The organism is Saprospira grandis str. Lewin, assembly GCF_000250635.1.
In the GTDB taxonomy this organism is placed as follows: domain Bacteria; phylum Bacteroidota; class Bacteroidia; order Chitinophagales; family Saprospiraceae; genus Saprospira; species Saprospira grandis.
In genome coordinates, this window is the sequence record NC_016940.1 from 3,109,652 (window position 1) to 3,132,732 (window position 23,081).

Sequence of the window (23,081 nt, forward strand, 5' to 3'; positions counted from 1 at the left end):
CCCCCAAAAAATATAAAAGTACCTGAATGTCTTTAAAAGAGCAAACGGCTTGGCGATACGAGCGTAAGTATGTAGTTTTAGGGTATCGGCCAGCAGAGATAGAAATTTTGCTGCGGCAACTGCCCTTTGCTTGGCGAAAAGCGCATGCCCCTCGTTGGTTGCATAATATTTATTTTGATAGCATAGATTGGCATTGTTATCGGGCCAATTTGGCGGGCAGCAGTCGGCGCTATAAGTATCGTTTGCGTTTTTATGGGCCTTGGCAAAATGCTTGGCAGCCGGCCCGTTTGGAGCTAAAGCAAAAAACGGGAGAATTGGGCCGAAAGCAAATTTGGGAGCTGTCTAAGTTGGATGTTAACTCGCCAAAAATGCAGTTAGCCGCTCTGCTCGAGCATGCTCCGCATAAGGGCTATGCTTGGGCCCCCAAGGTCTATAATTGCTATTATCGGCAGTATTATTCGGCCCTAAATGGGCGTTTGCGCCTGACCCTAGACAGCCAACAAGCTGCAGCTGCCATTTGGCCCAGTTCCTATTGGCAGCCCAAGGGAAAAAAAGCGATGGACGGCCTAATTATAGAGCTAAAATATGGTCCAGAAGAGGCCAATTTAGCAGAAGAACTGGCCCAGCAAATTCCCTTTCGACTAAGCAAAAACTCAAAGTATATACAGGCCGTGCAGCAATGCTACCGCCTTTAAATAGAAGTTATGGCAAAGAAAAAAAAGAGAATACCCAAGGAAGATCGCCTGATTGAACTGGAGGTGCAAAAGGCCGCCCAGGCCTATCTGGAGCATTATTACAAGACCCAAGAACGGCCCAAAGTGCTCTACTCTAATCTGGAAGAACGGACCAAGCATAAATATGGTATGAAGCGAGCCGATGGGCTTTTGGCCTACCCCATGAGCAAAACTAAAGCCTATGTGGTGTCTATGGAGGCCAAATCGCATAAAACCTTAAAGGCCTTAAAACCGTATCGAATAGACAAGCTTTGGGTAAAAGATAGCCTTTGGCATGGTTTGCTCTTCACGATTTTGTCGGGCGTTATGTTTTTTGTTTGGCGAATGACCGATGAATCCTTCTGGATTCGATTTGTGATCCCTATGGTGGTCCTCCTTGGCGCCTCTGCGCTTTATGCCTATATTTTTAGAAATAGTCATAAATATCAGGAGATGAAAGTGATTCATCAGGTATTTCAATATCCTGCCAACGAACAATGGCTATCGCTATCTAATGACTCTTTTGAGATGATTGATCCTAAATTGCAAGATAATCTGATTAAGATTTGTAAGGCTAGGGGAGTAGGCGTTTTGATGGTGGACCCCAAAAAGAATGTGGCCATGGTGCATGGGCCAAAAAAACGCCCCAAGCGCTGGTTTAGTGACTATTTACACTTCTATCATGCCGAAGAAGAGATCAGAAAGCAATTAGGATTGAAGATAAAGCAAAAAAAGTAATTCTTTGTGACATTAGTGAGGTGCCTAAAGATAGATTTACTTTAAAAAATAGAATAGAAAAGCGTACCTTATATAATAAGCTTCCGTAGACCACTAAAAGTAATCTCATTCGCTTAATTTAGAACTACTTGCGCAAGAAATAGAATTCTACTTATACGATATATTTTTCAGATCTAAAAGTGTAACTTTGCGGGAAGATCTGCTCTAACTTTCTACAAAAAAGCAAATTATGCATTATCTTATATATTCATTTTGCACCATTCTTCTTTGTGCTAACTTCTCGGTCCTTCAGGCACAAAGAGAAGTAAAGGAACAATGGCCCAATGGTCAGCTTAAGGCCAAAGGGCAGCTCAATGCCGACAATAAAAAGGTGGGCCGCTGGGAGTATTATTACGAAAATGGAAATAAAGAGGCCGAAGGTAGCTATAATGGCCGTGGAATTTCTAAAACTATTGAGGTCTGCAAAAAATCAAAACGCAGCGCCCTAGAAGAAGACTATAGCGCAAGAGAAGGCCAATGGACCTTTTTCTATGGCTCTGGCGATAAGAAGGCAAGCGTAAGCTATCAGGGCGGCTGCCCTAGCGGAAGGATGCAGCGATGGCACAAAAATGGAAAAAAAGCCGAAGAAGTAGAGTATGTTGATTGCCGCCCTATTGGCGCAAGAACGCTCTGGGATAAAGAAGGACGCAAGTATTTTGAAACCCAATTGCTAGGCGAAGGCAAAACCATGGATGTAGAATGGTACGCCAATGGCCAAATGAAATCTCAAATTCCTTATCGCAATGGCGACCAGTACGGCCGCGTTAAACGCTGGTACGCCAATGGCCAAAAAGAAGAGGATGTCATGATGAAGGAAACCCGAGTACACGGTAGCTACCGCTCTTGGTACCCCAATGGCGCCCCCCAACGACAGTTTTTCTCGATCAATAATGTAATGAGTGGAGAGTATAAGGAATGGAGCGAGTCGGGACAGTTGGTTCGCGAAATCGTAGAAATGCAAGACGAAAAAGCCATCTTGGTCAAAAGCTACTGGGATAATGGCCAACTCAAATATCAAGGGAAGTCCAATATGCCCGCCTCTCTCAGTATCCACCGCTGGTCGCAAAGCCGTCATGGAAGCTGGATCTACTGGGATAAACAAGGTAATGTTATGAAAACCGAATACTACGATAATGGCCGCCTAAGAACTACAGAAATGCCCTAATTTGCTATGCAAGAAGATTTTAGCAGTATCCAAAAATGGCGCTTGCTCCTCGGCAAAGCAGCCGAAAACCCAGAAGATAAAACCGAGCTCTCCGCAGAGGCCAACGCAATGGACGAATGCCTAGGGGCTCTCTATAACCAAAATGATGGACAGGCTGGCTTGGGCGATTCTTCGCCCCAGCTGAATCGCTGGCTGGGCGATATCCGAAAGTATTTTCCCGCCCCCCTGGTCCAAATTATGCAAAAAGATGCCTTCGACCGCCTCGGCCTAGAAGAAATGCTGCTAGAACCCGAATTGCTGGAGTCGCTAGAACCCAATGTGGAGCTACTCAGCACTTTGCTTTCGCTCAATAAGGTGATTCCCGAAAAAACAAGGGAAACTGCCCGCCTGCTGGTCCAAAAAGTAGTCGAAGAACTCAAAAGAAAACTCGAAAATCCCCTGCGCCAAGCCGTTAAAGGCGCCCTGAACCGCTCGGTCCGCAATCGCCGTCCCCGACATAAGGAAATCGATTGGCTAAGAACCATCCAGCTCAATCTTAAGCATTACCAACAGGATTATAAAACAGTGGTGCCCGAACGCCTTATTGGCTCTGGCAAAAAAGGCCAATCCCTTAAAGAAATTATTCTTTGTGTAGACCAAAGTGGCTCTATGGGCAGCTCGCTGGTCTATAGCTCCATTTTTGGCGCTGTGCTCGCCTCTCTGCCCGCTCTGCGCTCCCAAATGATTGTCTTTGATACCGAAGTAGTCGACCTTAGCGCCTATATGCAAGAACCCGTAGACCTCCTTTTTGGTACCCAATTGGGCGGCGGAACCGATATCAATAAGGCCCTGGCTTATGCCCAAAAGTCTATCCGATCTCCCCAAAATACAACCATAGTCCTCATTAGCGATCTCTATGAAGGTGGCGATAGCCAAGCCCTACTCCAAAGGGTAGCCCAACTCAAAAAAACAGGCGTGCAGCTCATCTCGCTACTCGCCTTAAATGACCAAGGTGCCCCAATCTACGATCGAGATATGGCCCAAAAATTTGCCCAATTGGGTAGCCCAGCTTTTGCTTGCACTCCCCAACAGTTTCCTCGCCTGATTGCCGCAGCCCTAGAGAAAAAAGATATTCACCATTGGCTCAATCAAGAAGGAATTAGCCCCAAATAAGACTAATTGTCGCGCTCCTCAAAGTTTTCCTTTTTGCGCTTGTTTACCTTCAAAGACCAAAAGTAGGCAATCAAAATCAATATGCAAAGGGTGGTCCCCCCATAAATAACAAATACAATCTGCATCTTTTATCCTAATTTTACAGCCGTTCCATAGGCCAATACCTCAGAAGCCCCCTGAGAAATAGTTGAACTCGTAAAACGTACATTTACTACAGCATCCGCCCCCAAATTTTCCGCATCCTGAATCATCCGCTGCAAGGCCTGCTCTCTAGCATCCGCCTGTAGCTTGGTGTACTCTTCTATCTCGCCTCCAACAATGTTCTTGAGGCCAGCAAAAAAATCACGACCCACATTCCGAGCCCTAACCGTACTGCCCCGAACCAAACCCAAAACTTCTTGGATCTCTCGGCCTGGCAGCCCTTCTGTATTCGATATAATCATATTGGAGGAGTTTAAGTTTCTCCCAAATTACAGTTTTCTATTTAGACTTTCTCTTTTTAAGCCCATTTTTTAGTGGGGCTGCCCCTCGCTACGCTCAGGTCGGGCTATCTCAGGGCTCGCTGCTCGCTCGGCCCTTCACAAAAATGCTGCGCATTTTTGCTCGGTCTGGCCCTGCGGGCCACCCTTGCCTATCCCTCAGCCGTTCTGGGCTTCGCCCAGTATAAAGGAACCCCAAACGCTAGAATTCGCCCGCCCGCCGCCAACTGAATCTTCCTTCGGTCCAAAAATTAAATGCCTGTCGTCAATAAAATGCAACAATGTTGCATTTTATTGACTCACTTTGTTTATATTTGCAACATTGTTGCATATTTATAAAAGAGAAAAATGGCAGAACAGCAGTTGGGCGTAACTATTCTTAGTGGTTTCCTGGGCGCAGGAAAAACTACTTTGCTCAAGCATATTCTAGAAAATCAAGAGGGCCTAAAGGTGGCACTGATCGTTAATGATATGGCCGAGCTCAATATTGATGCTCGCCTCATTAAGCAAGGCCAAGCCCTTAGGCAAACAGAAGAAAAAATGATCGAGCTGAGCAATGGCTGCATTTGCTGCACCCTCCGCGAAGATCTAATTATAGAAGCAACGGCCCTAGCCAAAACTGGCGATTTCGATTATCTTCTGATCGAAAGTACGGGCATTAGCGAGCCCGTTCCCCTGGCCCAAACCTTTAGCCTAGAAGGTATTGAGGGCAATGAAGAGCTGCGCTCCCTTTGTCGCCTAGATTGCATGGTGACAGTGGTAGACGCTAGCCGCTTCCTTCAAGATTTTTCTAGCGCCGACAATATCGTCGATCGCCAACTTACCGATGACCTTAACGATACTCGTCCTATCGTTAATTTGCTTACCGAACAAATCGAGTTTGCCAATCTGATTCTCCTCAATAAAACAGATTTGGTCACTCAAGAAGAAAAGGAGCAGTTGATCCACCTTTTGCGCAAGTTTAATGCTGGGGCCAAGATTATAGCTACGCAAGAGTCTAAGGTAGACCTTAAGGAGCTGATCAATACCCATAGTTTTGACTATGAAGAGGCGGCCCAATCTGCGGCCTGGATCCAAGAGCTGCAAGGAGAGCATCATCCAGAATCTGAGGAGTACGGCATTGGCTCTTTCGTTTTTAGAGATCCTCGGCCCTTTCATCCCGAACGCTTCTGGAACTGGCTCAGCCAAGAGTTTCCCCAAGATATTCTGCGCTCTAAAGGCATGTTTTGGATTGCTAGCCGTCCCAAACTGGCCCTGAATTGGTCGCAAGCGGGCGGTAGCTTAAGAGCCGATTTGGCTGGCTATTGGTGGGGCAGTTTTACGCAAGAAGAACTGGACCAACATCCCGTTTTTCAGGCCCATAAAGAAACACTGATGGCCCGCTGGAACGCTCCCTTTGATGACCGCCTCAACGAATTGGTTTTTATTGGTCTAGACCTAGATGTCCCTACTTATCGCAAGGAGCTGACGGCTTGCCTTTGTACCGAAGAAGAGATCCAAGCTTGGAAAGATGGCGAGTTTTACGCCACTGACCCCTTTCCAAGATTTTCATAGATAGTTTTTTGGTTTTTTGATTGTGCGCTTCTGCCCAAAAGAGGGGAGAGGCGCTTTTTTATGGTCCAATATAGGCAGCTTGCCTGCCTTGGCCGAAGGCCAAATGGCAAAGGCCAAATGAAAGCCCTGCCACTTCTATCCTTTGATTTAATTTCCTGCTATTCTGCGTTATTTTTCTCCCCCATAGCTAGGGCTATGCCTTTAAAAAATGCCTTGACTAGCCTGAAATTTTTATCAAAGAATGGCCGAAGCGCAGGACTTCCATTTGGCCTAGCGATGTGCAGCAGTGGCCGTTAGGCCAGACCGAGCCAGCTTGCTGGCGAAGGGCCGAGCGAATAGCGAGCTGCGAAACGTAGCGCCGACGACCGAAGGGAGGCGGAGGCCCCAAAATAGCAGCGAGCTGCGCAACGACAACAAGCCCTTTAGGGCGCAGTTCGACGACCAAAGGGAGTAACCGCCGCAAGGCAAAGCCGCAGCGGAGGCCCCAAAAAAAATCCCTTCACTAGAAAAGTAAAGGGATCAAGTTTATTTTTTAACGACAAATTTTAGCGAAATGCGCTCCCGCTTTAAGGCCTTTTTGCGCTTGGCATAATGCCAGTAGAAGGAGGCCGAAAAGGCCGCGACGAAAAGGCTAAACCCAAGGGTCATGCCCAGCAAAAGTGAGCTAGATAAATTGGCCTGCGCCCCAAAATAGAGGCCCGCCAACAATAGGTTTGCCAAGGGAAAAAGCCCCAGCATGGCCCAACGCAGCTGATGCCTGCCCTGCTGGTATTTTTCGATAGCCGTCTCTACTCCAGAGAAAAACGGATTATGCGATTGTAGCCGCAAACCCTCCTGGCAAAGGGCCAAGCTCCGTTCATAATCAGCTGGTTTATGCTCGGCCAAATAACGCAATTTATAGGCATCGGTTAGCAATAAATGACAAGCCAAATGATAGGGCTCAATGGCCTTGGCCGTTTCCAATTGCTCGATGGCTTTATCGTAGTTTTTTGCCTGATAATAGTTGCTGCCCAACTTAAAACGCTGCTCAAATTCTTGCGCTAAGGCCTTTTTTTCCTCTGCCGTCAAATTGAGTTCGCTCAGGGCAATGCGAAAGTCCTGCTCGCCAAAATGAGTTGGGCGAGCTTGTATTTGGAGTAGCTTCTCCAGGTATTTTTGCAGGACCTTCTCTTCCATCTGTATTATCCTTTAAACCAACGAATAAAGTCCATACCGTTGGCAAATAATAATAGGCTAATGAGCAAGATAAAGCCCACTACCTGCGCCTTTTCCATTACTTGTTGTGGAACTGGGCGGCGCATGATGATTTCTATCAATAAAAAGACCGCATGTCCGCCATCCAAAGCGGGAATAGGCAAAAGATTCATAAAGCCCAAAATGAGCGAAAGGACGGCCGTCATGTACCAGAAACGCTCCCATTGCCATTCTGTTGGAAATAATTTGGCGATAGAGATAAAGCCACCCAAGCTTTCTGTGGCTTTCACATGACCACTGCCCGTAACCATTTGGCCCATCGCCTTGATGTTGGAGTACAAGAAGTTCCAACCTTTTTGTAGCCCCAAGGGGAAGGCCGTCAAAGGCCCATGCTTAATGGTTTCAAATTCCATATAACGATCAGGACTAAAAGGAGCAACCCCCACTTTTCCATTTTCATTAGGCTTCACTTTGAGCACCAGAGGCTTATCTTCTCCCGAGCGAATAACCGTAATGCTCAATTCCTGATCTTTTTGCCGCTGTACTTCCCGAACAAATTCATCAAAAAAGTGCACCTCCATCCCATTACAGGCAATAATAGAGTCTCCTTTTTCCATGCCTGCGGCCTTTGCCGTAGACTCCTTACTGAAGTCTCCAGCTACCATAGGTACCCGGATTTCCATAAAGCCCGCCTTATTTGAGGCCAGTTTGCCGGCGGTGCTATCGGGAATATTTAGCTCAATTCTAGCGCCTTCTCGCTCTACTTCCAAGGTTTTGGCCATATTGATGACAATCTCTTGCAAGACCACCCCAGAGGTAAAATAGTCGAGCTCTTTATTGCCGACCTTCAAGATCTTATCACCAGTTTTTAGGCCCATTTCTTGGCCCAATTCCATCACGGCCACCCCATAGCGAACATTGTTTGCAGGCAGCTTTTTCTCGCCATAAACCCAAAGCAACATCCCAAAAATGAAGAAACCTAGAATGAAATTGACCGTTACTCCGCCCAACATGACAATCAAACGCTGCCAAGCTGGCTTAGAACGAAATTCCCACTCCTGTGGCGGCTGATTGAGCTGCTCGGTGTCCATGCTCTCGTCAATCATGCCCGCAATTTTTACATAGCCCCCCAAAGGCAGCCAGCCCACACCCCATTCTGTTTCGCCTCGCTGCGTCTTGAAAAGCGCAAACCAAGGATCAAAAAAGAGATAGAACTTTTCTACACGCATGCCAAACCAACGAGCTGGCAAAAAATGGCCAAACTCATGCAAGGTGACCAAAATGGATAAACTAAGGATAAATTGTATTGCGACAATCAGATATTCCATATATGAAATGATAAAAGGTGGTGGAGCCAAAAGCTCCCTATTATAAGGTATGCGCCAAGGAATAAAAATTACTCATTTGGCTTTATTTCAGGTCAATTTAACTTCGCAAACTTACTAAAAGTTTGTCAGATTAGCCCTTGGCCCTGTTAAAAACTTCCAAAGGTGGAGACTTTGCCCCTTTTTTGCCTCCTCTTATCTATTCTGCATAGGGCCTAACTATTTGTTTATGAAGATATATGCGACTAATTTGGGGCCTCCGCCTCGCTGTGCTCGTCGGCGGTTACTCCCTTTGGTCGTCGAACTGCGGCTTGCAGCCTTGTTGTGGCCTGCGGGCGCTTCGCGCCCTGCTAAATGCAAAGAACAGCCGTATTTGGACCAAAAAAACAGCCGCCTATTTTTTATAGGCGGCTGTAGGCTTTAGTCCTTAAGGCAAAATATTGATCGCTAAGGGGGTGGCCCATTGCCGCTCTTCCTGCGTATAATAACGGAAAATAGAAGAGGCCGAGCTCTCATAGCTTCCTGGAATATCGGCTTTGAGCGCCAACTGAAAACTGCGCTCTTCTTGGGCCTGTAGTTGGTCCAAATGCAAAACCACAAAGTCTTCAAATAACTCAAAATGCTCAAAATGTCCCTGCTCTTGCAAGGCTTTTAGCTGCTTGAGCTGCGGAGACAAACCTGCGGGGATGCCAATCATGGCCATCACTACGGGCTGGTTTTGCTGCCCTTCTGCCTTCATCAGAACCTCTAGGCTAGCCTGCTGTCCCATCCGAATATCGCTTTGCAAAAGGCGGGTCTGCAAACGTAGCACAGAAGCCGCCGAGTTTTGAGGCTGACTCGTATTATAGGCTAGCTCTAACTCAAAGGGGAGAGCCTGCTTGCAGCCCTCATAACGCAGTTCTATATTTTGCTTACCTGCGCTGAGGTAGGGCGTCAAATCGGGCAGAGTAATTTCCTTTTGGCCCGCTACAAACTCCTGACTAAAGAGCTTTTTCCCATCTTTATACACCAATATACGGCCCGATTCTGCAGCTCGCTTATTCAGTTCGGTATAGGCCAAAATGGCTTTAAGGGCCAAAACAGTACCCTGCGTAGAGCCATAACCATAGTAGTTTTTGCAGTTGGGCAAAAAGTCAATGGCCTTAGTCACCTGAGCCGTCAAGCCATCATAGCGCATAAGGGCTATAGCCGTTAGGGCTGTCGTTTCGGCCAAAAGAGCCTGCCCAGTAGAGTTGACTACAGAACAGCTAGCTCCCTTATAAGCACCATCCTTTTGTTGGGCCGCCCGCAAAAAGGGGAGCAGGCCCTTGCCTCGCTTGTCTTTGGCCGCCCAAAGGGCATTGGCCACCAAAGCGGTTAGATAAGGGTCTTCAGACTTTACCGCCTGCTTATAGCTAGCCGTAAGCTCTTTTTCGATTTCTTGGCCCAAACCAGCTTCCGCCAAGGCCCAAACAATATAGGCATCGGTGATTTCGGAAGTGGCCCAAGAGTGTAGATGGTTGGGGTTTTTCTTCCAGCCCCCTTGGCCGTCACGTCTAGATAATAACCATTTTTGCGTGCGCGCGATCAAAGCGGGGTCCACATCAAATACAGCTTGCATATCAATGAATTGCATCAAGCCATAGGCGGTTAGGGCCTCATGCCCAGGGTCCCGTCCCCACCAATCAAAACCTCCAGAGGGCGATTCATAGCCCGTCAAGCGGCCATAACCTACTTCTAGGTATTCTTTGGCTTGCGCTTCTAGGGCGGGGCGACTCTGATTGCTGCTTCTTAGGTAGTTGAGGGCCAAAAGGTTGGGGTAGTTGCTACTAGAGGTTTGCTCAAAGCAACCAGAAGGCATCCGCATCATGCTCGCAATGCCATCCATGACTTGGTCCAAACTATTGGGATAAACCTTAAACTGCGCCCGAATGCTTCCCGCTACCGGTTTTTCTAAGTGGAGCTGCATGCGGTTCTTTAGGGCCTGTCCCGCATAAACCGAACGGACCGGAAAGCCTTTGTCTAAGATGACAATATCTTGCTCCATGGCATCATTAAAGGCTTCGCCTTTTAGGGCAAGCACTAATTTACCCGATTGGGCCTCTTGCCCAATTTTGACCGCCACAAATTTAGTGATGGCCTTTGCAGGGGCTAGCTCGATCATTGGCTCTAAGTCAGTAAGTAGGCTGATGCCCTCGGGAAGATCGAGGCTAAGCTGTACTTTTTGGAGCTGATCGCTGCGGTTGGCGATGCTAACCGGAATTTCTAAACGATCTTGCTTGAGGACCTGTGCAGGAAGCTTGGCCGATACACTCAGTGGCGTTTGTACAAAGAAGCGACTGTCTTGGCGACCTACACCGCCTGTTTGTCCACAACCCTCTACTACCACTTTAAATTGCGTAATGGCATCGCTACAATAAAAGCTTAGCTTGGCCCGCCCGTTCTCTAGCTGAATTAAGGGCGCCCAGTATAAGGTTTTTCTAAAGTCGGTCCGCTTTTCAGGCATGGCCTGCTCTGCGGTATAAGCAGGGGCATAGAAGGTTCTGGCCCGATCAATTTGCATAATAGCAGCAGAGAGTTGATCTTTTCTTCTTCTTTCTTCTTCTCGTCTAGGCATGGGCTTGGGCATGCGCTTGTTCATGACTTCATCGACAAGAGCAATCTCTTCTCCTGCATCAGCCTTTTCTTCTGGAGCTTCCTCTTCTTCCATTTTTTCATCTATGGCAAGAAGCGCAGGGGGGGGCGGAGGAGGAGGGGGCGGAGGGGGGGGAGCTCCTGCACCTCCAAGCATTCCCATTCTCTCCCCTTCGAGTTCCAAGACAGCATCATCAAACTGAGGAGCTTCTAGCTGTCTTACTTGGGCCCGCTTGCTTCTACGAGCTAGCTCCAATTTGGCAATCGCTCTTTCTTTTTTGCGCTCTACCAAGGCATTTTTGCTAAACTGAAAGTTGGCCCTACGGTTTTCTCCCTTTCCTTGGAGCTGAACCCGCTTTGTGGGCAGCGAGATCTGCCCCTGAACAAGGCGGGCTTCGCTTACTTCTTCCGAAATACTAATTTGGTATTCTCCTTTCTTATTGATCTTGGCCTCGCCTAGGTAGCGACCACGGCCATAGAACTGCAGTTTTCCTTTTTTAAAGTGACGATCAGGCTTTTCTTCCTGCTGTACTTTGCCCGATAGCTTAATTTGGCGATAGTAGAGGATATTGCTCTGTTGGCCATAAACCGAAAAGCTAACGACTTGGTCCAAAAAGCCCTGATTACTCAATTTTGCTTGTACGGCTCCTTGATAGTTGGGCCAGAAGATGTTGTATTCTCCCGCTTCATTGGTGCTAAAACTTTTTCCCCCTAGCTGAAGCTCAATATTGGGGATACCTTGCCCTTGGGCATCTACCACTTTACCCAAAAAGCGAGCTTTTTCTGCCTGATGGGCATAGTTGGGGGCTTGCTCCAACTGTTTCCAGTCAAAGTTGCGCCAACCTTGAGTAAGCAGTAGTTGGTCCAAAGCGGTAGGGCGATGAATATGGGGTTTTTCTCTTTCTAGGTCATCCGCCTCATCAAAGTAAAAGTTAGGCGAAGCAATCTTGCCTTTGAGCTGGCTGCTCAATAGGAGGCTGGCCAAAATATGCGGCTCCTCATCATCGGCAAAGCTGAGCAAACTTTCATCGACTACCGATAAGGCAAATTGGCCATTAACGGCCTTGCCCAGATGGTCCGTTACCCGAATATCTAATTCTACCTTTTCTCTAGGGAGATATTTCTCTTTGGGCGTCTGTATCTGAATTTGCAAACGCTTCTCGGCATTGGCAAAGACTAAACGCTCGGCCATGGGCTGCATTTCTGCATCAAATAGGGTGAGCTGTACTAGGCCCATAGGTAAGTCAGCTACAGGAATTTGCAAAGGGCTAGCTCCTGCAGCCAATTTTAGGTCCTTACTATAATAAGGTTGTTGCTGTTGGTGGAGGACCAAAAAAGCAGCCTGCTCTTTGCTGCTCAAGATATCGATGTCTAGAAACTGACTGTTCTGACTGCGCAAACGCAAACCTAGGCTTTTGCTGCTTTGTACTTGTGGCAGGGCAAAACTATCCTTCTTTACTTTGGGGCTAAGTACTTTGGCATAATAGCGCTCTCCAGCTTTGGGCTGAAATAACAAACTACCCATGCCCGCATGATAGCTGCTAAAGTCTTGTAGGTATTGGCCCTGACTATTAAAGATTTGTCCTGAAACCTTGACGGCCTGCCCCTTTTCATCTATGGCCTTAAAGGCCAAGGTCTGCCGAAAGTTGGGCAATAGATCTCCCCCTTCTGCAAAAAACTGCAAATCTACCTTGCCCATCTGTAGGGGAATGGGCCGAGCAATGGCTTCTTGCTGTCCCTCGAAGGGAAAAAAGATGTTGATGAGGGCCTGCTGCGTAGATTCCTCTTTGGGAAGCTGAGTCTGTACCAAAGCTTGGCCCAGTCCATTCGTTTTTCCTTGGCCTTCCTTTACTTTTCTACCATTTACAATCAAATGATAGCTAAATGCCTGATTGGCCAAAGGTTGTTTGTTGAGCTGCTGTAACTGAAGCTCGGCATTGACCTGCTGGCCTAAGGCATAGGATTTCTCCTGAAAGCGAAGCCGCATATTTAAACGAGGGAGCACAGGCTTTTGGACCTGAATCTCTCGCTCATAAAATTGCTGACTGTTCTTTTGCCATTGAGTGTAGGCTTTTAGCTTGTAGTAACCTCCAGAAAGGCTAGCAGGCAACTGAAAATCGCCAGCAGTTTGCCCATTTTCTAGGGTGTAGCGCTTTTTATCTAAAACCTGCCCTTTGCCATTGAGCAATTCTACATACACAATCTCTGAAATTGTAGAGGGAGAGAGGTCGGCAGGATGACGCAAATAGACCGAAAACCAAAGGTCTTCGCCTGGCTGGTAAATAGGCCGATCGCATTGTAAATAAACCAATTCTTGGCCCCGCTGCTCTTGCTGCTGCTCCATTTTGCTTTGTAGCTGCCTGAGCTTGGGGTGATTGGAAAAAGGCGAGCCCCCAGAAAGGGCATAGCCTATGCCTAAGCTAAAGAGCAAAAGGCTGGATAAGGCTAAAAGCCTAGAATGACGGAATAAATACATAGGGAAATTTAAGTTAAGTGAGTGAAAGTTCCTTAGCCAAGGATAAGAAAAAAATCTATGGCCATTTACAGCCAAACTAGATTATCCTCAACTATTCAAAAAGATGCAGCTCTAGCAGAATCTGGTGCCCATAATGATTAAATCCCCCCCTAATTCAATCAAAAAATGATAGGATAATGCAAAAAAATACTATTTTAATTGCCAGCGAAATCCCTAGCCCCCCAAAAAAAACACTTTTCACACCTTTTAATGGATAATTTTATGGAACTCAAAGGGATAAGTTTACACTACCACCCCAAAGAACACTTTATTGAGGGGAAGTTTACAGGAGTAGCCCTTATTGATACAGGAGCCCAGGCTATGCAAGCTATTATTGCAACCATAGAAAAACATAATTGCCCCTATGTCTTTTTTGATGTTAGTGAGACATTATCTATGCTGACAACCGCAGAGAATTTTGAGTTCGCTACTAGCCTGATGGAAATGGGCTTTTTAGATGATCGTTATCGATGGAGTATTTACTATAAAGCAGACCCTCATATTTATGAGATGCTACACAATGTGATCAAAATGCAAAGCATCGCACATCTCTATATTGATAATGATAAGGAGTCGGCTATGAAATGGTTGATGGATCAAAAAAACAGCTAAGTCAATTATTTTTTTCTACTTTTGTGGCAAGTTATTCTTAAACCTGCCCGTATGAATTTTCTACTCAATTATATCCCCTGGTCCCCCGATCCCGTTTTGCTCCGCTTTGGTAGCTTTGAACTCCGCTATTATTCGCTCTTTTTTGCCTTTGGATTTATCCTCGGCTATATGATCATCCTCCGATTGGTCAAAAAAGAAGGCGAAAAGCCCGAGCTGCTGGACCAATTTCTGATGTATGTAGTGGTCGGGACTATCTTGGGGGCGCGCCTGGGCCATTGTATTTTCTATGATTGGGAGTATTTCTCTCAACATCCGCTAGAAATGTTTCTGCCCGTACAATTTGAGCCCGAATTTCAATTTACGGGCTTTAGAGGCCTAGCTAGCCATGGCGGCGCCTTTGGCATTACGGCCGCTTTGTTGCTCTTGGCCCGCAGACAAAAGAAATCTATTTTTTGGTACCTCGATAAGCTGGCCGTGGTGGTGCCTTTGGCAGGTATGTTTATCCGTTTGGGTAACCTCATGAACTCCGAAATTGTTGGAGAGCCTACCGATTTACCTTGGGCCTTTCAGTTTAGACTCATGAGCTCCCATGATGGCGATCCCATGGAGCCCCGACACCCTTCTCAGCTCTATGAGGCCATTAGCTATCTGGCCATTTTTGGCTTTATGTTTTGGTACTATGCAAAACGCTATGGCAAGGTCCAACAAGGCCAAGTATTTGGGGTTTTCTTTGCCCTCCTTTTCTTTGATCGCTTCTTATTGGAGTATACCAAAATCAATGAGGGAATTAGCGAAGATGCTTTGATTAACATGGGACAAATCTTATCGATCCCTTTCATCCTAATTGGCCTTTATTTGGCTTGGTCCAAAAACAAACCGCCTACTCCCAAGACTTACTAATCTATATAAAGACTCCTTTTTGGGGTCTTTTTTTTTGGGGCCTCCGCCTCGCTTTGCTCGTCGGCGCTACGTTCCGGGGCTCGCTGTTCGCTCGGCCCTGCGTCGCTTTGCTCCTTGGTCTGGCCTTCGGCCACCCCTGCACATCGCTAGGCCTGCGGGCCTAACGGCCCTTTGACCCCGCCCTACAGATCGGTTACTCCCTTTGGTCGTCGAACTGCGCCCTAAAGGGCTTGTTGTGGCCGTTCTGGCCTGCGGCCAGTTAGGGCCAAAGGCCCTAGTTGGACCAAAACTAAATCTTGGCTGCAATAGCAAAGGAGCATTCGCTGGAAAAGAAATGGTCTTTTGGGCTTGCAATGAAGCATTCGCTGGAGAAGAAATGGTCTTTTTGAGTTGCAATGGAGCATTCGCTGGAGAAGAAATGCTGTCTGGGCTTGCAAAGGAGCATTTGCTGGAGAAGAAATGGTCTTTTTGAGTTGCAATGGAGCATTCGCTGGAGAAGAAATGCTGTCTGGGCTTGCAAAGGAGCATTCGCTGGAAAAGAAATGGTCTTTTGGGCTTGCAAAGGAGCATTCGCTGGAAAAGAAATGGTCTTTTGGGCTTGCAAAGGAGCATTTGCTGGAAAAGAAATGGTCTTTTGGAGTTGCAATGGAGTGTTCGCTGGAAAAAAAATGTGCAGAGAGGACTCTTTAGGAGGGTTGGCCCAAGGCCGAAGCTATAAAAAGGGGAGAAAGCTTTGCTTGGCTGGGCTGGGCCCTACTGGCCGCAGGCCAGAACGGCTGAGGGATGGGCAGCAGGGCCGCCAAAGGCGGCAGACCGAGGCGCTTTGGCGCCGAAGGGCCGAGCGAATAGCGAGCTGCGAGACAGCCCGACCCCGAGCAAAGCGAGGGGGCAGCCCCAAAATAACAGCAGAAAAGAAAAAAGGGAAGAAAAAGAAGAGCGATAGAGAGAGGCGAAAAAAATTATCAAATTCGGTAGACTTGATTATTTTAGAGCAAAATAAAATAGCTCCTTATGTTGCAGCCCAAAGAAACCTCCTCCAGCGATCAATTATTTTTAGCGGCCTTGGCCCAGCTCAATGTTTTGCCCTTAGATGAACGGCAACTAGATTTGTGGTTATTGAATGCCTTGGGGGCTGATTTGCCTGTGCGTTTAATGGCTAAATTGCTCAAGCAAAAGGAGTTTGAGTTTGGTTTGGACCTGCGGCAGCACAAGCAGCTAGAAAGTACCGAAAAGGCGAGGCTTGCGGCCATGCAAGAGCGCTTTAGTAGTTTGGCCAACCAGCAGCAGAAATTGCAGTTGGGTTTTCCTTTATTGCTTTTAGAAGATGAGGGTTTGGGCCAATTGGTGCAAGCGCCTATTTTTATATGGGAATTGCAGCTAGAGGCTGCGGAAGATGGGGATCCTCGGCATTGGATGTTGTCCTATGATTCGGATTCGGCCTTGCAATATAATGAATTATTACAAAACTATTTGATTAGTCGCTTTAAGCTAGATTGGGAAGAAATTTTGCCGCCCAAAGAGGAGCTCAAGGCGCAAACCTTACTAGATGCCTTAAATCAGTTGGCCGAAAAGCTAGGTTTGGATGCGCCAGGCTTGCCCAAGCTTTACCCTTGTCCGCATCCGCAATTATCGGAAGAAGAGCGGCCAAAAAACGCCATCTATTGGGCGGGGATCTTGGGGCAATTGGAGCAGCCCAAGCAGTTGGAGCAGGCCTTGCCCTTAGGGTTGAAGGGGAGTCCCAAGCCCATTTGGCACAGCAAACTAGCCGCTCTAGCCGTTAGTGGGCCAGAGCGGAGCTTATTGCAAGCCTTGTACAAGGGCCAAAACGTTCAGCAATTGCAGAGTACTGTTGGGCTACCTCGTTTGCCTATTGCTGCCATTGCGGGCCTATTGGCCGATGGGGGAAATGCCCTTGTCATTTGTCCCTTGAATCGCATAGAAGCCTATCAGAACCAGTTTATGGAACAGGGGGTTTTGCCTGGGCCGGCTTGGGTATGGAAAAACAAAGAAGAGGCTCGGGCGCAGCTATTTAGCCTATTGGCCAAGGAGCCCAAAAAGCAAGGGGGGAAAGAGCAGGCTAGTTATCAGTTACAATTGCAGAAATACCTCTTGCAATTGCAGAAACTGGATCAGGGGCAGGAAGCCTTGGGCCAAGAAGGCCTATTGGGGGAAGATTGGAGCCAGATGTTGGGGCGTTATTTGGGTTATCAGCAAGAAGAAGGCAAGCAATTTTTGTCGAGAATCTTGCAAAAAGAAGACTACATCTTTAGTCCCAAAGAATATGAGGAGCTCTTGCAGGCCATTAGGGAGCAGGAGGCGCTATTTGCCCCTATACGGAGCTTAGCCCACCCCTTGAGCCAGTTGAGAGATGAGCTCTTTTTAGAAAATACAGAGGAGGCGGCCGAGCAGCTTTTGCAGAAGGAATTGCCTTGGAAAACCGAGGAGTTTCGACAGCTACATTTAGATTACAGCAGCTTTTTGGATGCCTACTATGATGAGTTGCTTTTGCATCATCAGCAGCATGCGATGGCCTTGCGCAAGCAACTGGACCGTCTGCAGGAGATGATGGCCATTTATCAGAAGGTCTATGGGGATGAATTTGGAGAAAACAGAGCGGGTTATAGCAATCGCTTGCGCCTGATGTCTGTATTTTCTAAGCGTCATCAGCAACTTTTGGCGGCCAAGCAGCAAATTGCGGAGGAATACGAGCAGCTATTATCGCTTTATGACAGCAAGCAATACTTTGTCTTTGCGCTCAAGGAAATGCGTCAATTTAACAGCATCAATGCTCTTTATCAGCACATTCAGGAGTTTGAAAAGCGGGCGCAGCATTGGAGCCAGCGTTTGCCCAAGCAAATGCGGGAGAAGGTTAATGCCTTGGAGTTGAGCTCTATCTTGCCCTTGGACCGAAAATCGCAATTGCAAACATTGGAAGAGCGCTTGATGGAGGCCTTAGAAGGTCTAAACGCTTTGCCTTTCTTTAAAAAGCGCTTTAGTGTAGGGGCTGATTCTCTGCCTGCTAGAGAACAGTTTTTGCGAGACAGCTTTGCCCAGCTATTGGCCATAGAAGAAGAGTTGCCCAACTTCCTGGCCTATTATCGCTGGCGGAAACATTGGTTATTATTGGGCAAGCGGGGGCGGCAATTGCTCAAAGCCCTGATTGCTAGCCGTCCCAAATCTTGGGAAACGGCCTTCAAGAGCTGGTACTACTATAACTATTTGGCGGCCACCTATTCCTTGGCCTTACCTTCGGCAGGGACCGATTTGCAGGACCTATTGGAGCAGGAGCGCAGTCTGCAGCCACATTTGCGAGAGGCGGCCCGCAAGAACGTAGCTTTGCGGAATGAAGAATTGCATCAGGATTGGAAGAAAAACAACAAGCTGCCCTTATCGCAGGGGAGTAGAGCTTGGCAGGATGAACCCTTGGCGGCTTTGATCGAGCATTTGGGTTGGGAGCGGATTCATCAATTGTCTCCGGTAATCATTGCTACCCCTGCCATGCTAGAAGAATTTTTGCCAGAGCGTTTGGCACATTTTGAATTGGTCCTTTTAGAATCTGGAGAGCAAATGCCTGCAGAGCGCAGTCGTCGTTTGTTGCAATTGGGAGCCCAGCAATGGAGCGTAGGGGAACTGCCTTTGAGTAGTTTTCGGGGGCAATCGGCTGCGGCTTATTCTATGCAGCCCAAGGCCTTGAGTTTGCCGGCCCCTAGTTTTGGTCAGGCCCTCAAAACCTATTTGAGTCGCTATATAGATGAAGAGCGTTTATTGGTCAATCAGAAAGTAGAGGGTGTTTGGGCCAATTTATTGGTGGAATCTAGTCGAGCGGGAGAAAAACCCTTAATCCTTTTATTGGATGGCTGGATGAAACAGCAAGCCCCGGGCGATTATCTATCGGCTGTAGAGGCCAAAAATCGTTTGGCCCAAGAAGGCTATTGGGTGTTGGAGTTGTATTCTTTCAACTTTTGGCAAAATAGAGAGGGGGAGTTGCGGAGCTTGGCTGCGGCCATATTGAATTGGGATAAGTAGGGGGAGTTCGTTTAGGTTCCTTACCTTTGAGCGTTATTATTATTGAGGAGTTAATTTCTGTTGCTTTATGTCGTCTAATTTTGAGTTTTTGAGGGAAGCTATGCCAAAGGCTTATTATTGCTTTTATCGGGCAGAGCAGGCGCTTTTGACGCATCCTTTTGTGGGGATGATGTATATGCGTAAAGGAAGAGGACAGGTGAATATAACTCTCTTTACTGCATTAGAAAAATCTGGAAATACAAAGAGGTGGATAGACCTTTATAAAAAATATAAAACTGCTTCTTTAAGCTCTGATAGCCTAAATATCCTTATTAAGGATAGTGTTTATTGGACAACTGAAGGAAATGCTTCTTTAGTTAATCAGTCGAGCTGGGAAGAGGAGGTTAAATTATTTTTATCGAACTTTTTTGAGTCCTTAAAGAAAACCTTGGGACATATAGAGTATGTCCAAGGTCAAAAGCTACTTAAGGATGGACATCTAATAGAAGAAATTGAATTTGATGCCTCTATTAAGCGAGCTGTTAATGCAGACTTTTTAAGGGAAGATGAGGCGCTTTTTGAGTTTTGGGCTTCGGCCTATCTCCTTTTGATGGAGAAGGAGAAGTTAGCTCAAGAAAAGCCCGCTATTCTCAAAGCTTTTGAAGAGGAGGACCTTGCTTTTTTTGTCAAAGAAAGCAAGGCCTTTTCTGCGGTTTATCTGAATGAAAAAGTAGAGGCGGGGTCGCTAGCTTATTTTGAGTCTGTCTTAGGGGATTTAGATGTTTTTTTGGGGCAAGTCGTTCTGCCTAGGGCGAAACTGAATAGTTTGGTTTTTAGCGATGTATATAGCCTGAAAAAAGTTGATCTTGATTTTGAAGAGAGTCCCTCTTGGATTTTTTTGACTGGAGAAAATGGCTATGGAAAAACTTTGGTATTACAAGCCATAGCCGCAGATTTGTATGGAGAGGATGAGGTGACTTATGAGTTTTTGAAAGAAGGATTAGGTGGAGGAAGTGAAAGTCTTTTGTACCTAAGATTTGGTTATAGTTTTCTTAGTCGTATGGCAACAGCCGTTAATGGTCATTATGACCCTCATCGCAACGTCATTGCCTATGGTTCTTCTCGTTTGGTTCCTCGTCAGGTAGTCAAGCAGGCAGGGGAGTACAATATGGTCCGTTCCTTATTTGAGTCAGATGCTCCTCTTCGGGATATAGAGGATGAGTACATCAACTGGTTTGCCCGCAAGGAGATTCATCCTCGATCTAAGGCACGTTATCAGCAGGTCAAAGCTTTATTTGAGGAGGTGGTGCCCGACTTAGAGCTAGAAATAGATGAGGAAAACTTTGATCGTTTGTACTATCGGTTCAAGGGAGACTGGGCTGAAACGACAGAGCGCTTGCCTTTCAACCGCCTCTCTGCAGGTTACCGAAACATCTTGGCTATTTTGGGAGATTTGGTCCTTAACTTATATGAGTTGCAGCCCACGGTTACGGATATCAAGGCTTTGGGGGGCATTGTATTGATTGATGAATTAGAGTTGCATTTGCACCCTAAGTGGCAGCATAAATTGCCCAAATTATTATCTGATGCTTTTCCGAATGTACAATTTATAGCCTCTACGCATAGTCCAATTCCCTTATTGGGGGCGCCTGAGGGGGCTGTTTTCCTCAAGGTAGATCGGGACCAAGAGCGGGGCATCTTTGTAGAGCGTCTAGAGGGGCTAGAGAAAGAGATCGAGGACCTTTTGCCGAATACGGTTTTGAGTTCGCCTCTTTTTGGCTTGAAAGATTTGCGGTCGATTAAGCATAAGGAGGAGAATCCTGTAAAAGTAGAGGATGATTATGCAGAGATTGAGCGAAAGGCTGCTCTTGAAGATGCTTTAAATAAAAGATTGGCAGAGTTCGACTTTTCAGAGGACTTAAAAAAGGAGCAGGATGAGAAAGGTGAATAAAGATTTTTCAGCAGCACCTCAAAAGTTGGTAGATCAATTTGCAGATGAAGAAGCAAGTTTAATCAGGGCCAAAGAAGACCATTCTTTTAATCCAAGAATTTATAACACAGCCATAAAGAGTGAGTTAGAAGCGCTTTATCATCATAAATGCGCCTATTGTGAGAGTCCAATGGGAACAGAACAGTTTACGGTAGAGCATTATCGGCCAAAAAAGGGGAGGAATGGATATTGGTGGCTAGGGTATGAGTGGAGTAATTTGCTTCCAGTTTGTAAGGATTGCAATGGCCCTAAGGCTGATGTTTTTAAGGTAAAGGGGAAGGATCTACATAACTGTAGTGAAAGGATGAAAGCTCTTAAAATAAGTCAGGGAGGGCCTTTCCGCTCATTGAAACCACCTTATACAGATACTACTAAAACTGCTTTAGATAGAGCTCAAATGCGTGCTGATAGTCCATATTTATTAGCGGAAGGTCCTTATTTGCTTCATCCTGAAATTGATGAGCCTCGAGATTATATAGAGGTCCGTAAAAATGGTGAAATTTATTCGATTGAAAAGGGTAATCAGAGAGCGGAGGAAACAATTAAGCTAGTCAATTTAAATCGATTCAATTTGTATATGAGTCGATTGGGTATTATCGATGCGGCTAAATTTGCTATTGTTGAAGCTATTAGTAGCTCTTTTATCTTACTAGATGAACTTGATATACCTATTCCAGAAGGGAAACAAAAGGAAGTGCTGCTAACTATAGCAAAGAGGCTAATAGCGTCAGAAATTAAGAAGCTTGAAAAAAAACTAGCCCCGAATGCCCCTTACACTTTAACTACTTATTCTTTACTAAAGAATGATTGTGCTTTATTAGAGAAGGCATTAGACGATCAGCAGCGTGATATTTTTAAGTTGGCGCTTATTTATTACAAGAAGAATAAAGCACTAACCCCCTAAAGCAAAAACCACGGCCTCCCAAATACGGTCTTCTTCTGTATAGGGAATGCTTTGATTAAACTGGCCTTGGCCGATAGCGGAAATGAGGGTAAAACTATGGGTTTTACCTTCATTTTTTTTGTCTTGTCGAAGGAGGGGGAAGAAGCTATTGGGGGGAATTTGGGCCAGGGGAAAGCTTGGGTAGAGGGGGCGGATAGCGGCCTCAATTTGGTCCAGTTCCTTTTGGGGAAGTTGGAGGTAATGGGCCGAGAGGTAAGCTTCGGCTAGGAGGCCAAGAGCCACCGCTTCTCCGTGCAGAAGGGGCTGAGGGCTGTTCCAGCTTAGGCTTTCGAGGGCGTGGCCGATAGAATGCCCAAAATTCAGTAGTTTTCGGAGGCCCTTTTCTTGAGGGTCTTGGTCCACAATATGGTCCTTAATCTGGATAGAGTGAGCAATAATTTGCTGCCAGCGGTCCATATCTTGCAGAGGGGGCATTGCTTGAAGTTGGGGCCAGCTTTGGGCATCGGCAATCAGGCTATGCTTAAGGATTTCGGCCCAGCCGCTGCGGACCTCTTCGGGGGGGAGGGTTTGGATAAAGGGGGGATAAATCAGGACCATTTTAGGGAATTGAAAAAGGCCAATCCCATTTTTGAGTCCTTGAAAATCGATGCCTAGTTTGCCGCCCACAGAAGCGTCTACCTGGGCTAGCAGGCTAGTGGGGATTTGGATGAAGTCGAAACCTCTTTTAAAGGTAGCGGCAACAAAGCCGCCCATATCGCCAAGGACGCCACCGCCCAGATTGATGAGCAGGCTATTTCGCTGGGCCCCTTTTTGGAGCAATTTGGTCCAGACTGACTGGCAAGTTTGCAGATTTTTATGGTCCTCTCCGGCTGGAATTTGGAGCAATTGCGGGGAGTAAGGCGCCAGGGCGGGGGCCAAAATGGGCCAACAATCTCTGGCGGTATTTTCATCGAGGAGGACGAAAAGCTGCCCATAATTTCCGCCTTCTATCTGCTCCTTAAGTGCTTGAAAATCGGCCTGAGCAAAACGGATAGGGTAGGGGCTGTGCAGAGAATTGCTTGGATCATTTGGAAACATGGCTATTGGGCATTTAGGACCTATATATATTAGAAAAGGATTTGGGGCTGCCCCGGCCAAAGGCCGGGTCGGGCTGTGTCGCAGCTCGCAGGTCTGCTCGGCCCTG

At 46.8% G+C, this 23,081-nt stretch carries 17 protein-coding genes; 11 read left to right on the forward strand and 6 right to left on the reverse strand.

Features of this window, described 5'->3' with window-relative positions:
* Positions 1-26: 26 nt before the first annotated feature.
* From SGRA_RS13735 to SGRA_RS13750, 4 genes are all read left to right on the forward strand, one after another.
* Complete coding sequence (locus SGRA_RS13735) at positions 27-695, forward strand: VTC domain-containing protein (RefSeq protein ID WP_015693348.1); 669 nt, start codon at positions 27-29, stop codon at positions 693-695.
* A 9-nt stretch (positions 696-704) separates the two neighbouring features.
* Positions 705-1,451, forward strand: coding sequence for a hypothetical protein (locus SGRA_RS13740; RefSeq protein WP_015693349.1), 747 nt, complete (start codon positions 705-707; stop codon positions 1,449-1,451).
* Positions 1,452-1,680: 229 nt separating this feature from the next.
* Positions 1,681-2,655, forward strand: coding sequence for a toxin-antitoxin system YwqK family antitoxin (locus tag SGRA_RS13745; RefSeq protein ID WP_015693350.1), 975 nt, complete (start codon positions 1,681-1,683; stop codon positions 2,653-2,655).
* A 6-nt stretch (positions 2,656-2,661) separates the two neighbouring features.
* Entirely contained in the window at positions 2,662-3,807 is a 1,146-nt protein-coding gene (locus SGRA_RS13750; RefSeq protein WP_015693351.1) for a vWA domain-containing protein, read from the forward strand.
* A gap of 2 nt (positions 3,808-3,809) precedes the next feature.
* Here the strand turns inward: SGRA_RS13750 and SGRA_RS24270 are convergent, their stop codons facing one another.
* Positions 3,810-3,932 carry a hypothetical protein gene (locus tag SGRA_RS24270; RefSeq protein WP_015693352.1) on the reverse strand — a complete coding sequence of 41 codons (123 nt, stop codon included), beginning with the start codon at positions 3,930-3,932 and terminating at the stop codon, positions 3,810-3,812.
* A gap of 3 nt (positions 3,933-3,935) precedes the next feature.
* Positions 3,936-4,250: a YbjQ family protein gene (locus SGRA_RS13755; RefSeq protein WP_015693353.1), complete on the reverse strand. Its 315-nt coding sequence runs from the start codon at positions 4,248-4,250 to the stop codon at positions 3,936-3,938.
* A gap of 384 nt (positions 4,251-4,634) precedes the next feature.
* Here SGRA_RS13755 and SGRA_RS13760 point away from each other — a divergent pair, with 384 nt between their 5' ends.
* Positions 4,635-5,840, forward strand: coding sequence for a GTP-binding protein (locus SGRA_RS13760; RefSeq protein ID WP_015693355.1), 1,206 nt, complete (start codon positions 4,635-4,637; stop codon positions 5,838-5,840).
* Between the two features lie 525 nt (positions 5,841-6,365).
* Here SGRA_RS13760 and SGRA_RS13765 read toward each other — a convergent pair.
* The 3 genes from SGRA_RS13765 to SGRA_RS13775 form a co-directional block, all read right to left on the reverse strand.
* Positions 6,366-7,016 (reverse strand): hypothetical protein, encoded by a 651-nt coding sequence (locus tag SGRA_RS13765; protein ID WP_015693357.1) that lies wholly within the window; start codon positions 7,014-7,016, stop codon positions 6,366-6,368.
* Between the two features lie 5 nt (positions 7,017-7,021).
* Positions 7,022-8,362, reverse strand: coding sequence for an RIP metalloprotease RseP (gene rseP / locus SGRA_RS13770; RefSeq protein WP_015693358.1), 1,341 nt, complete (start codon positions 8,360-8,362; stop codon positions 7,022-7,024).
* A 424-nt stretch (positions 8,363-8,786) separates the two neighbouring features.
* Entirely contained in the window at positions 8,787-13,448 is a 4,662-nt protein-coding gene (locus tag SGRA_RS13775) for an MG2 domain-containing protein (protein WP_015693359.1), read from the reverse strand.
* Between the two features lie 249 nt (positions 13,449-13,697).
* On the opposite strand from SGRA_RS13775, the gene SGRA_RS13780 reads away from it, so the two are divergent.
* The 6 genes from SGRA_RS13780 to SGRA_RS13810 all read left to right on the forward strand — a co-directional run bounded on the left by SGRA_RS13780 (position 13,698) and on the right by SGRA_RS13810 (position 21,898).
* The gene (locus SGRA_RS13780) at positions 13,698-14,099 is read left to right on the forward strand and encodes a hypothetical protein (protein WP_015693360.1); all 402 of its coding nucleotides are present in this window, start codon (positions 13,698-13,700) and stop codon (positions 14,097-14,099) included.
* 51 nt (positions 14,100-14,150) lie between these two features.
* The gene (lgt, locus tag SGRA_RS13785; protein WP_015693361.1) at positions 14,151-14,999 is read left to right on the forward strand and encodes a prolipoprotein diacylglyceryl transferase; all 849 of its coding nucleotides are present in this window, start codon (positions 14,151-14,153) and stop codon (positions 14,997-14,999) included.
* Positions 15,000-15,389: 390 nt separating this feature from the next.
* Complete coding sequence (locus tag SGRA_RS23345; protein WP_148268352.1) at positions 15,390-15,689, forward strand: hypothetical protein; 300 nt, start codon at positions 15,390-15,392, stop codon at positions 15,687-15,689.
* 321 nt (positions 15,690-16,010) lie between these two features.
* On the forward strand, positions 16,011-19,025 hold the full coding sequence (locus SGRA_RS13800; protein ID WP_015693364.1) for a hypothetical protein: 3,015 nt from the start codon (positions 16,011-16,013) through the stop codon (positions 19,023-19,025).
* A 67-nt stretch (positions 19,026-19,092) separates the two neighbouring features.
* On the forward strand, positions 19,093-20,955 hold the full coding sequence (locus tag SGRA_RS13805) for an AAA family ATPase (protein WP_015693365.1): 1,863 nt from the start codon (positions 19,093-19,095) through the stop codon (positions 20,953-20,955).
* Positions 20,939-21,898, forward strand: a complete 960-nt coding sequence (locus SGRA_RS13810; protein WP_015693366.1) for an HNH endonuclease — start codon at positions 20,939-20,941, stop codon at positions 21,896-21,898. The genes SGRA_RS13805 and SGRA_RS13810 overlap by 17 nt, the downstream gene beginning before the upstream one ends.
* On the opposite strand, the gene aroB is transcribed toward SGRA_RS13810, so the two are convergent.
* Positions 21,887-22,975 (reverse strand): 3-dehydroquinate synthase, encoded by a 1,089-nt coding sequence (gene aroB, locus SGRA_RS13815; RefSeq protein WP_015693367.1) that lies wholly within the window; start codon positions 22,973-22,975, stop codon positions 21,887-21,889. The two genes, SGRA_RS13810 and aroB, sit on opposite strands and share 12 nt — an antisense overlap.
* Positions 22,976-23,081: the final 106 nt, after the last annotated feature.